9 protein-coding genes are annotated in these 12,322 nt (G+C 55.9%); 1 reads left to right on the top strand and 8 read right to left on the bottom strand.

Annotated features, from left to right (window positions below):
• Positions 1 to 6: 6 nt before the first annotated feature.
• The 6 genes from lpdA to dnaB all read right to left on the bottom strand — a co-directional run bounded on the left by lpdA (position 7) and on the right by dnaB (position 9,588).
• A complete protein-coding gene (gene lpdA / locus CJP72_RS13070; protein ID WP_162381767.1) occupies positions 7 to 1,425 on the bottom strand; it encodes a dihydrolipoyl dehydrogenase in 1,419 nt (472 codons plus the stop codon).
• A gap of 11 nt (positions 1,426 to 1,436) precedes the next feature.
• Positions 1,437 to 2,603, bottom strand: a complete 1,167-nt coding sequence (gene odhB, locus CJP72_RS13065; protein ID WP_193568713.1) for a 2-oxoglutarate dehydrogenase complex dihydrolipoyllysine-residue succinyltransferase — start codon at positions 2,601 to 2,603, stop codon at positions 1,437 to 1,439.
• A 23-nt stretch (positions 2,604 to 2,626) separates the two neighbouring features.
• A complete protein-coding gene (locus CJP72_RS13060; protein ID WP_162381765.1) occupies positions 2,627 to 5,371 on the bottom strand; it encodes a 2-oxoglutarate dehydrogenase E1 component in 2,745 nt (914 codons plus the stop codon).
• Positions 5,372 to 5,571: 200 nt separating this feature from the next.
• A complete protein-coding gene (tyrB, locus tag CJP72_RS13055) occupies positions 5,572 to 6,765 on the bottom strand; it encodes an aromatic amino acid transaminase (RefSeq protein ID WP_162381763.1) in 1,194 nt (397 codons plus the stop codon).
• A gap of 182 nt (positions 6,766 to 6,947) precedes the next feature.
• Positions 6,948 to 8,027, bottom strand: a complete 1,080-nt coding sequence (gene alr / locus CJP72_RS13050; RefSeq protein ID WP_162381761.1) for an alanine racemase — start codon at positions 8,025 to 8,027, stop codon at positions 6,948 to 6,950.
• A 145-nt stretch (positions 8,028 to 8,172) separates the two neighbouring features.
• On the bottom strand, positions 8,173 to 9,588 hold the full coding sequence (gene dnaB, locus CJP72_RS13045) for a replicative DNA helicase (RefSeq protein WP_045438554.1): 1,416 nt from the start codon (positions 9,586 to 9,588) through the stop codon (positions 8,173 to 8,175).
• An 81-nt stretch (positions 9,589 to 9,669) separates the two neighbouring features.
• On the opposite strand from dnaB, the gene CJP72_RS13040 reads away from it, so the two are divergent.
• Entirely contained in the window at positions 9,670 to 10,653 is a 984-nt protein-coding gene (locus CJP72_RS13040) for a quinone oxidoreductase (protein WP_162381759.1), read from the top strand.
• A gap of 174 nt (positions 10,654 to 10,827) precedes the next feature.
• Here the strand turns inward: CJP72_RS13040 and pspG are convergent, their stop codons facing one another.
• A complete protein-coding gene (gene pspG / locus CJP72_RS13035; protein WP_162381757.1) occupies positions 10,828 to 11,070 on the bottom strand; it encodes an envelope stress response protein PspG in 243 nt (80 codons plus the stop codon).
• Between the two features lie 133 nt (positions 11,071 to 11,203).
• Positions 11,204 to 12,199: a tRNA dihydrouridine(20/20a) synthase DusA gene (dusA, locus tag CJP72_RS13030; RefSeq protein WP_162381756.1), complete on the bottom strand. Its 996-nt coding sequence runs from the start codon at positions 12,197 to 12,199 to the stop codon at positions 11,204 to 11,206.
• Positions 12,200 to 12,322 lie beyond the last annotated feature (123 nt).

The following is a 12,322-nucleotide window of genomic DNA, read 5'->3' as shown; positions in this document are numbered from 1 at the left end:
TGAACGTTATCCGTGGAGCGCCTGTTTATTCAGCGCCATTGCCGCTTCATGTATAACTTCACTCAAGGTGGGATGCGCATGTACCGCGCAGGCGATATCTTCGCCCGAGGCGCTAAACGTCATCGCCAACCCAATTTCGTTAATCAGTTCAGACGCCTGCGGGCCGACAATCGCCCCGCCCAGTACGCGATCGGTGCGTTTATCGGCATAGAGCGTACAGCGCCCGCTATCCTGCCCCAGCGCCAGCGCACGACCGTTGCCCGCAAACAGTGAATGACCTTTGGTGAAGTCGATGCCGGAGGCTTTCAGCGTCGATTCGCTTTCACCCACCCACGCCACTTCCGGCTGGGTATAAATCACTGAAGGGACCAGCGAGAAGTTGACCGGCTCAACGGGCAGTCCTGCTATTTGATCGGCGACATTCAGGCCCTCTTCCATCGCTTTATGCGCCAGCATCGGCCCACGCACAACATCGCCAATCGCCCACAAACCGGGTTTGCCCGTGCGGCACAGCGCATCAACCTCAATACCGCCGCGACCATTCGACGCCAGTCCCAGCGCCGCCAGATCAATTCCGGACAGACGTGGCTCGCGGCCAATGGCGACAATCAGCTTGTCGACGCGCGTCTCCTGCACGTTTTCGCCCTGTCGCCAACGGATCACGACCTCGTCACCCTGGCGTTCGACCGCATCAATACTGACGCCGAACTGCATCTCCAGACCGCTGGCAACCATCGCTTTACGCACATCGTTCGCCATTCTCGGTTCCAGCGCGGGCAGGAAGGTTTCCGCCATTTCCAGCAGCGTGACCTTTGCGCCCACGCGATTCCAGACAGAGCCCAGCTCCAGACCGATCACCCCCGCGCCGATCACCCCCAGACGCGCCGGGCATTCGGTTAATGACAACGCGCCGCGATTATCCAGAATGTGCGTGTTGTCCGTCGCCACGTCTGCAAGCTGGCGCGGCTGCGAACCGGTCGCGATCACCACATTTTTGGCGCTCACCGTCTGTTCATTGACCTGCAACTGCCAGAGTCCGTCCTGCGGTTCCCGCAGCGTTGCCTGGCCGGAAATATGCGTCACCTTATTCTTTTCAAACAGCAGGCGAATCCCCTGCGTCAGACGGCGCACAATGGCGTCTTTACGTTGGATCATCGAAGGAACGTCAAACGACACCTCCTTGACCTTCACGCCGTGAATCGCCGCTTCATGCTGGATCTGGGCAAACAGTTCGGACGATTGCAGTAACGATTTTGACGGTATGCAGCCGACGTTCAGGCAGGTGCCGCCCGGAGACGGTTCGCCTTGCGCGTTGACCCCATCATCAATACACACCACATTTAGCCCGCGCTGCGCCGCCCGTAACGCCGCCACATATCCGCCGGGGCCGCCACCGATGACCGCGACGTCAAAAATTGAACTCATCACTCTTCTCCTTACAGATCCAGCAACAGTTGTTCTGGCGCTTCCAGCAGTTCGCGGATCGCCACCAGCGTTTGCACCGCTTCTTGTCCATCGATAATGCGATGGTCATAGCTGAGAGCGAGATACATCATCGGGCGAATCACGACCTGGCCGTTTTCGGCAACCGGACGCGGGGTAATGGCGTGCATACCGAGAATGGCCGACTGCGGCGGGTTGATAATGGGCGTGGACATCATGGAACCAAACGTGCCGCCGTTGGTGATAGAGAACGAACCGCCCTGCAACGCTTCCAGCGGCAGTTTTCCGGCGCGCGCCAGCGCGGCGTAATCAGCGATTTGCCGTTCGATTTCAACAACAGAAAGGGTTTGCGCATTGCGCAGCACAGGCACCACCAGCCCACGGTTACTGCTGACCGCAATACCGATGTCGCAGTAGTCGCGCCAGATAATGTCATTGCCCTCAACGCTGGCATTCACGATGGGAAAACGCTCAAGCGCGCGGGTGACGGCTTTCACGAAGAACGACATAAAGCCCAGCTTCACACCGTGTTTTTCGGCAAAGCGGTCTTTCCAGCGGGCGCGCAGGTCCATCACATTCTGCATATTCACTTCGTTGAAGGTGGTCAGAATGGCGTTATCCCGTTGCGAGGCCAGCAGACGTTCGGCGATACGGGCGCGCAGACGTGACATGGGTTCGCGACGTTCCTCGCGAGAACCGACGGGGGCGACAGGGCGCGGGGTAGCCGGTGCCATCGTCGGTGCTGCTGGAGCGGGTGCAGGAGCGGCAGGCTGCGCATGCTGCAGCACATCTTCTTTCAGGATGCGTCCCTGACGTCCGCTCCCTGCAACCTGTGCCAGATCCACATTGCTGCGCTGGGCTTCAAGACGCGCAGCTGGCATGGCAGTCGGTTCAACCTCTGCGATGACCGCTTCGGCAGCGGCGGCCTGCGGCTCCAGATGCGCCAGCAGTTGAGAAGACGCCACTTCATTGCCTTCTTCGACCAAAATGCGCGTTAAAATGCCATCCTGCGGCGCAGGGATTTCGAGGATCACTTTGTCCGTTTCCAGCTCCGCTACCACTTCATCACGGCGCACGAAATCGCCTTCTTTTTTACACCACGTCGTCAACGTGCCTTCCGTTACAGACTCCGGTAATTGAGGGACAGTAATGTCAATCATCAGATATGTTCCTTGTTATTTTTTTATGGCTGGATGTGCGCGAACGCATCCGCAAGAAAATCGTCAATTTGTTGCTTATGAACGCGGCCATAGCCTGTTGCCGGTGCAGCGGCGGCCGGGCGCCCCGCGTACTGCCAGAACGGTTTATCCAGCGTCAACGCCGTCAGTTCATGGTGAATTTGCCGCCACGCGCCCTGGTTCTCCGGTTCTTCCTGTAGCCAGACCCAGCGTGAACACTGCGGCCATTGCGCCAGCACGGCATTGAGTTCGTCGGTCGGGAACGGATAGAGCTGCTCTACGCGTACAATGGCCACACACTCATCAAGACCGCACTGTTTACGGGCTTCCAGGGCGTCGTAATAGACCTGACCACTGCACAAAATGACCTGCTTAACCTGCGCCGGGGAGCGTGGGAAGGTATCGGTAATGACCGGCTGGAAACGCCCTGAACTCAACGCGGAAAGCTCGCTCATCGCGCCTTTAAATCGAAGTAAGCGCTTACTCATAAATACCACCAGCGGTTTGCGCATTGGGCGTAACGCTTGCCCGCGCAGCAGGTGGAACATTTGCGCTGAATCCCCTGGCATCACCACATGCATGTTTTGTTCTGCGCAGAGTTGTAGCCAGCGCTCAGGACGCCCCGAAGAGTGCTCCGGGCCCTGACCGTCGTAGCCGTGCGGCAACAGAATGGTTAACCCGCTGTAGCGTCCCCATTTGGTTTCGCCTGAACAGATAAACTGGTCGATGGCGACCTGCGCGCCATTGGCGAAATCGCCAAACTGCGCTTCCCAAATCACCAGTTGTTGCGGCGCAGAGGTGGAGTAACCGTATTCCCAGGCCAGCAGCGCTTCTTCGTTCAATACGGAGTCAAAGACCTCGAAAGACGCCTGCCCCTCGCGAATATGTTGTAACGGCAGGTAGCGTTCCGCTTGCGTCTGGTGATGGACAACGGCATGGCGATGACTGAACGTACCGCGTCCAGAGTCTTCGCCGGACAAACGCACGCCGATGCCTTGATCGACCAGCGAGGCGTAAGCCAGCGTTTCCGCCATCCCCCAGTCCACCGGCTGGGCACCTGCCGCCATCTCTTTGCGCAAGGCAAGCTGGCGCTTGATGGTGGGATGGGCGACAACGTCTTGCGGAAGTGTGGTGAGGCGTTCGCCGTAACGGGCCAGTTCTTCCGCTGAGAGGGCAGTTTCCGGCTGCGCACTCCACTGCGGGTTGCTGAAGCCATCCCAGTTTGCGCTGAACGGATGCGTGGCATCCGGCACCGGCAGCGGATCGCGCTTCTGGCAGGCATCCAGCCAGTCACGATACGCGCTGACTTTTTCATCCTGCTGCTCAGGTGTCAGAACACCGCGGCGAATTAGCATCTCGCCGTAGCGGGTTCGCGTTCCCGGATGGTTGTCTACCGCTTGATACATCTGCGGTTGCGTCAGACGAGGTTCATCACTTTCGTTATGCCCGTGCTTACGGAAACAGACCAGATCGAGGACGATGTCGCGGTGGAAGGTATTTCGCCAGTCGCAGGCCAGCTCAATCGCCTGGCAAACAGCATCGACATCATCGCTATTAACGTGGATCACCGGCGCCGCCACCATTTTGGCGATATCCGTGCAGTAGCGTGAGGAACGCATGTCCTGTAAACGGGCGGTGGTAAACCCGACCTGATTGTTGATAACCAGATGAACGGTGCCACCGGTGCCGTAGCCTGTGGTTTGCGACAGGTTAAAAGTGGTCTGATTGACGCCCAACCCGCCGAGCGCGGAATCGCCATGAATCAACACGCCCATGACGCAAGACTTGCCATTTTCACCACGCCGATTCTGCCGTGCCCGTACTTGCCCAAGCACCACCGGGTTGACAATTTCCAGGTGCGACGGGTTATAGGCCAGCGCAATATGCAGCAACCCTGCTGACGTCTGCATATTGGTGGAATACCCCATATGGTATTTCACATCGCCAGAACCGGCGCCAATCGTCTGTTTTCCTTCGAATTCCGCAAAAAGTTGCGCCGGATCTTTACCCAGTAAATTGACCAGTACATTCAGACGCCCGCGATGCGCCATACCGATAACAAGCTCATCGACGCCCTGCTCACGTACGCGTTTCGCCAGCGTATTTAACGCCGGGATCGCGCTTTCTCCACCTTCCAGCGAGAATCGTTTTTGTCCGACGTAACGGGTATGCAGATAGCGCTCCAGCGTTTCTGCGGCCACCAGGTTTTCGAATCGATCCAGACAGGTTTGCGCATCCGCCTGTGGCGCATGACTGCGCTCAATACGCGCCAACAGCCAGCTGATTTCGTCACGGTTATCCAGATGCGCCAGTTCATATGCGCGACTTCCCGCCCATGCCTGCTCCTGCATGGAGATAATCTGCTTAAGCGGCATCTGGGTGCTGTGTTCGCCAAGGGTGACGTTAAATTCCTGGCGTAAATCGTCCTCCGTTAAGCCCCAAAACGCAGGCGTCAGTTGCGGCACGTCGGGGAGTTCCACCAATGACAGCGGATCCAGCTTCGCTCTGAGGTGTCCGAAATGTCGCCAGGCATGAATCAACTGTGTTACCGCAGCCTGTTTTTTTAATGCCGGACCAGACGCCATTACCGCTGAACAGCTTTCAGTGGAAGACAATTCCTGAGAAATAAAAAAACGCCGCCAGTCCTCGGGGAGCTGTTCGGGCGAGTGCAACCAGGTCTGGTAATACTCTTCAAGCCAGGTCGCATTGTCTCCATTGAGCAGCGTTCCGGGCGAAGTCATGTTCTCCATGTTGTTCTCCTGATGGTCGTAGACTGCTGCTGTATTGCAGTATTCGTACCAACAAAGAGAAATGTTATTAATCAATACATTAGAAACAAAACAGAGCAAAAAGGTGAGTGGAAACAGGAACAGTAATGCACGGGATGGCTGGAGTTAGAGACACCGGGAGAAAAAGAGGCTGGCCAGACGCCAGCCTCACAGGCAGGAGATTACATGACGGCGGCAAACGCCTTCGCAACACGCTGAACGTTATTGGAATTAAGACCGGCAACGCACATACGGCCGCTGGCGATGAGGTAGACGCCAAACTCATCACGCAGACGATCAACCTGTGCCGCACTCAGGCCGGTATAGCTGAACATCCCGCGCTGTTGCAGTAGATAGTCAAAGTTACGCCCCGGGATCTCGGTACTCAGGACCTTCACCAGCGCCTGACGCATCGCAAGAATGCGGGTTCGCATCGCTTCCACTTCCGCCAGCCAGCTGGCTTTCAGCGCATCATCCCCCAGCACGGCAGCAACCACCTGCGCGCCAAAATTCGGCGGGCTGGAGTAATTGCGCCGTACCGTGGCTTTAAGCTGACCCAGCACGCGGGTTGCCGCGTCAGCGTCTTCACACACCACGGAAAGACCGCCAACACGCTCGCCATACAGAGAGAAAATCTTCGAGAAAGAGTTGCTGACCAGCGCTGGCAGCCCGGCGCTGGCGATCGCGCGAATGGCGTACGCATCATCGTCCATGCCTGCGCCAAAGCCCTGGTAGGCGATGTCGAGGAAGGGGATCAGATCGCGGGCTTTCAGTATCTCAATGACCGCGTCCCACTGCGCGTGGGTTAAATCTGCGCCGGTTGGGTTATGGCAGCACGGATGCAGCAATACAATGCTGCGCGCCGGTAAGGCATCAAGCGTCGCCAGCAGGTCGTTGAAACGCACCCCGTTGGTTGCCTCATCATACCAGGGGTAAGTACTTACTTCGAACCCAGCACCTTCAAAGATCGCAATGTGGTTTTCCCACGTCGGATCGCTGACCCACACGGCGGAGTCCGGAAAATAACGTTTCAGGAAATCAGCGCCCACTTTCAGCGCGCCTGACCCTCCCAGCGTCTGAATGGTCGCAACACGCTGCTGCGAAAGCACAGGATGATCCGCGCCAAACAACAGCGGTGCAATGGTGTGACGGTAGGAGTTCAGACCTTCCATCGGCAGATACAACGAAGCGCCATGCGGCTGGGCATTAAGACGGGCTTCCGCTTCGGCTACCGCTTTCAGTTGCGGGATAATCCCATCTTCGTTGTAGTACAGACCGATACTGAGATTCACTTTGTCACGACGTGTATCTTCTTTGAAACGCTCCATGAGCGAAAGAATCGGGTCGCCTGCGTAGGCGTCAACTTTTTGAAACACGCGAAGGTTCTCCAGGTTTACAGGCAGGGGGTAAAGACACAATAAACCGGAAGCGAGAGAAGATCGAGAGGATGTTTAGCGAAGAAGTGCCGGATGGCGGCGCTTTCGCGCCTTATCCGACCGGTGGTCAGTACAAATGGGTAGGCCGGATAAGCGTCAGCGCCCTCCGGCTCACCGTGCGCTTAGTCGATATACTTCATCGCCACCCTTGAAGTCAGGCGCGTGATAAGTTCGTAAGCACTTACTTTTGTCATTTCAGCGATGCGTTCAACTGGCAGTCCGTCACCCCATAAAATGACCGGATCTCCCGCTTTATCCTGTGCCTGCGGCCCCAGGTCAACGCAGATCATATCCATCGCCACACGGCCGACAATCGGGACTTCACGACCGTTTACCAGTACCGGCGTTCCGGAAGGCGCGGCACGCGGGTAGCCATCACCGTACCCCATCGCCACCACGCCCAAACGCGTGTCGCGTTCACTTCGCCAGGTTCCGCCGTAACCGACCGGCTCGCCCGCTTTGTGCTCGCGTACGGCGATCAGGCTGGAAGTCAGCGACATCACCGGCTGGCAACCAAAATCGGCACCCGTGGACTGGTTCTCCAGCGGCGAAACGCCGTAGAGGATGATCCCTGGACGCGCCCAGTCAAAGTGAGACTGCGGCCACAACAGAATACCGCCAGAGGCCGCAATGGAACGCTGACCCGGCTTACCTTCACAGAAGGTGTTAAAAATATCGAGCTGCTGCTCGGTCGCACCGCATTCCGGTTCGTCTGCGCGGGCAAAATGGCTGACGATGTTTACCGGCTGGCGCACGTTTTTACACTGCGTCAGGCGCTGATAAAAGGCGTCGGCCTGTTCGGGAAGGACACCCAGACGGTGCATACCGGTATCGAGTTTCATCCACACAGTCACCGGTTCATCCAGCGTGGCTGACTCTAATGCAACGAGCTGTTCCTGATTATGCACGGCGGTATGCAGATGCTGCGCGGCAATGGTCGGCAGATCGGCGGCGTCAAAAAAGCCCTCGAGTAACAGGATAGGTTGCGTGATCCCGCCTGCACGCAGTCGCAGGGCCTCTTCGAGACGTGCGACGCCAAAGGCGTCGGCGTCGGGGAGCGTCCGCGCAGTCTCTAACAGACCGTGTCCGTAAGCGTTCGCTTTCACGACCGCAACCAGTTTGCTGGCAGGAGCCAGTTCACGCAGTCGTTGCAGGTTGTGTCGCAGAGCGCGGCGGTTAATCACAACAGTTGCCGCTTGCATTTCAAATCCTTATAAAAGAATCACCTCAATCTTTCGCGTGGCAGGAAGCCGACAAGCCCGAGCATTCCCGGGAGCTTAAATAACTCAGTGACCGGGGACTCTCGGGCGCAGTCAATGCATCTGCGGCGTGAAGGATGACGGAGATTTATTCGTCGTCGTACTGCGGCCCCGCATAATTATCAAAACGCGACCACTGACCGTTAAATGTCAGACGTACCGTACCAATGGGGCCGTTACGTTGTTTACCAATAATAATTTCTGCGATGCCTTTTAAGTCGCTGTTCTCGTGATAAACCTCGTCGCGGTAGATAAACATGATCAAATCCGCATCCTGCTCAATGGAGCCAGATTCACGCAAATCGGAGTTAACCGGGCGTTTATCGGCGCGTTGTTCCAGTGAACGGTTAAGCTGTGACAGCGCCACGACCGGAACATGAAGCTCTTTCGCTAACGCTTTGAGCGATCGGGAGATTTCGGCGATCTCCAGTGTACGGTTGTCGGAAAGCGACGGCACGCGCATCAGCTGAAGGTAGTCGATCATGATAAGCCCGATGCCGCCATGTTCGCGGGCGATACGGCGCGCGCGGGAGCGCACTTCCGTCGGCGTCAGGCCGGAGGAATCATCAATATAAATATTGCGCTTCTCCAGCAAAATACCCATGGTGCCGGAGATCCGCGCCCAGTCTTCATCGTCCAGTTGCCCGGTACGAATTTTGGTCTGATCTACGCGCGAAAGCGACGCCAGAGAACGCATCATAATCTGTTCTGAGGGCATCTCAAGAGAAAAGATAAGCACCGGCTTATCCTGCAACATCGCCGCATTTTCGACGAGGTTCATCGCAAATGTCGTTTTACCCATCGACGGACGCGCGGCAACGATGATCAGATCCGACGGCTGCAAACCCGCCGTCTTTTTATTGAGATCGTCATACCCGGTATTCACACCGGTGACACCATCGTGCGGCTGCTGGAACAATTGTTCGATACGCGCAACGGTGGCATCCAGCACATCGGCAATGTTTTTCGGGCCTTCGTCTTTATTGGCGCGGCTTTCAGCGATTTTAAAGACGCGTGATTCCGCCAGATCGAGCAGATCTTCACTGGAGCGCCCTTGCGGATCGAAACCAGCATCGGCAATTTCATGGGCGACAGAAATCATATCGCGAACGACGGCACGTTCGCGGACGATATCGGCGTATGCGCTGATGTTCGCCGCACTTGGCGTATTTTTGGAAAGCTCCGCCAGATACGCAAACCCGCCGACGCTGTCCAGTTGCCCTTGTACTTCCAGCGATTCTGCCAGGGTGATCAGGTCGATAGGCTTGCCCATCTCCTGCAAGCGGTGCATTTCGGTAAAAATGTGACGATGCGGACGGGTGTAAAAGTCTTCCGCCACGACGCGTTCAGCCACATCATCCCAGCGTTCGTTATCCAGCATTAAACCGCCCAACACCGACTGCTCCGCTTCAATCGAGTGCGGCGGCACTTTCAGCCCGGCAACCTGCGGATCGCGGTCACGAGCATCAGTCTGTTGTTTGTTGAAGGGTTTATTTCCTGCCATAGTGAATGGAGTTACCGAGATAAAGAGTGGGTCGAAAGATTACCATATAAGTAGACCCTAACGATACGTTCTGGAGGAAGCATGGCAACACGAATTGAATTTCACAAGCATGGTGGCCCTGACGTACTAAAAGTGGTGGACTTTATGCCCGCAGACCCGGCGGAGAACGAAATCCAGGTTGAGAATAAAGCCATTGGCATTAACTACATTGATACCTATATTCGCAGTGGTCTGTACCCACCTCCCTCTTTACCCAGTGGATTAGGCACAGAAGCGGCGGGGATTGTCAGTAAAGTCGGCAGCAACGTCAAACATCTCAAAGCCGGCGATCGCGTCGTTTACGCCCAGTCAGCGCTCGGAGCATACAGTTCTGTGCATAATGTCCCTGCCGATAAAGCCGCCCTTTTACCTAACGCTATCTCTTTCGAGCAGGCGGCGGCCTCTTTCCTGAAAGGCTTAACCGTCTTTTATCTGCTGCGCAAAACGTATGAAATCAAACCCGATGAACCCTTTTTATTCCATGCTGCCGCAGGCGGCGTAGGGCTGATTGCCTGTCAGTGGGCGAAAGCGCTGGGCGCTAAATTGATCGGTACGGTTGGCAGCGCGCAAAAAGCACAACGCGCTTTGCAGGCGGGAGCCTGGCAGGTGATCAACTATCGTGAAGAAAATATCGTTGACCGGGTCAAAGAGATCACCGGCGGTAAAAAAGTGCAGGTGGTTTACGACTCCGTTGGCAAAGATACCTGGGAAGCCTCCCTGGATTGCCTGCAACGTCGTGGCCTGATGGTCAGTTTTGGCAATGCGTCTGGGCCGGTCACTGGCGTCAACTTAGGTATCCTGAACCAAAAAGGCTCGCTGTATACGACCCGCCCTTCGCTGCAAGGGTATATCACCAATCGTGACGAACTCACCGAGGCCAGTAATGAACTGTTCTCGCTGATTGCCAGCGGCGTTATCAAGGTCGATGTGGCGGAGAATCAGAAGTATGCGCTGAAAGATGCACAGCGCGCGCATCAGGCGCTGGAGAGCAGAACGACGCAGGGTTCGAGCCTGTTAATTCCGTAATCGCGTAGAAAGAAATTGGGCTTCCACATGGGAAGCCCTTTCTTTTTTTAGTTCGGCTGTATGTAGGGTACAGCTCGATGAATTCGTTAGACGCGCAATATTGACAGATCCGATAATCAATTCCTAATGGGTTCTAAGAGCAAAGTTTCAGGTTGTGACACATCCCTCACATCTTTAGTAACGCCAACGGTTATTGCGCTGATATTGTGGGATTTTCGGTGCTTTTATCGCCTTAATGGCCCACACCACCGCGATGGCCAGTAACAGCCAGGGCAGCAGTTTAAACATCAACGCAAACAGTCCCCCCAAAAACATCACCACCGTCGCCACGACTAACGCAGCCAGAACGCCCAACAGGGAAACCCCCGTCGCCATCAACATGATGAAAAACCCAATGACAAAAAGTAGTTCCAGCATGATGCTCTCCCCTAATGAAATCTGCACAGACCATTACAAGAAACATGCCAAAAAGTAACGTATTGATTTTAAAATAAAACGCCCCGCAACACTGTGCAGGGCGTGGTGAATTTGACCAGGTTTTAGCGAAAAATTAACGCTTATCCGCCACCAGCTTCAATGCGTGTTCCAGCACGTTGATATCAGCACCGGCTTTATGGGCATTTTCGCTCAGGTAGCGACGCCACTGACGAGCTCCCGGAATGCCCTGGAACAGACCCAGCATATGGCGGGTAATATGGCCCAGATAAGTACCGTTACTGAGTTCACGTTCAATGTACGGGTACATCGCACGCACCACCGCCACCGGATCAGCATCGGCCGTCGTCGCGCCAAAAATCTCACGGTCGACAGAGGCCAGAATGCCGGGGTTTTGATAGGCTTCGCGCCCAACCATCACACCGTCCATATGCTGCAAATGGGCTTTCGCCTCAATCAGCGATTTAATGCCGCCGTTGATCGCCATCGTCAGATGCGGAAAATCACGCTTCAATTGGTATACACGCGGGTAATCCAGCGGCGGGATCTCCCGGTTTTCTTTCGGGCTAAGACCGGAAAGCCAGGCTTTGCGCGCATGGATAATAAACATCTCGCATTCACCTTTACCGGCAACCGTATTGATGAAATCGCAGAGAAATTCGTAACTGTCCTGATCGTCAATGCCGATACGGGTTTTGACCGTTACCGGAATCGACACCACATCACGCATCGCCTTCACGCAATCCGCCACCAGTTGCGCATTGCCCATCAGGCAGGCGCCGAACATGCCGTTTTGTACACGGTCAGAAGGGCAACCCACGTTGAGATTGATTTCATCATAACCGCGCTCTTGTGCCAGCTTCGCACACTGCGCCAGCGCGGCAGGGTCGCTACCGCCCAGTTGCAGCGCGATCGGATGCTCTTCTTCGCTGTACGCCAGGTAATCGCCCTTGCCATGAATGATCGCACCAGTCGTGACCATTTCGGTATAGAGCAGCGTCTGGCGGGAAAGCAAGCGCAGGAAATAGCGGCAGTGTCTGTCCGTCCAGTCGAGCATCGGCGCAATAGAAAAACGATGGGCAGGAAAAACAGTGGACGAAGATTCTGGCATGGCGATTAATTAAGCATTCTGAAAAAGGGGCGCTACTATAGCATAAAGCAAAACCCGTGAGGCAAGACCGCATGCAGATGGCTGCATTGAGTGCGAGCCGGGCCAACGGCACAGACCGTCCCA

Origin of the sequence: Citrobacter sp. NCU1 (genome assembly GCF_010231475.1) — a bacterium.
In the GTDB taxonomy this organism is placed as follows: domain Bacteria; phylum Pseudomonadota; class Gammaproteobacteria; order Enterobacterales; family Enterobacteriaceae; genus Citrobacter_D.
The sequence above is the reverse complement of the archived record's forward strand: the minus strand, read 5'-3'. Positions and strand labels throughout refer to the sequence as shown.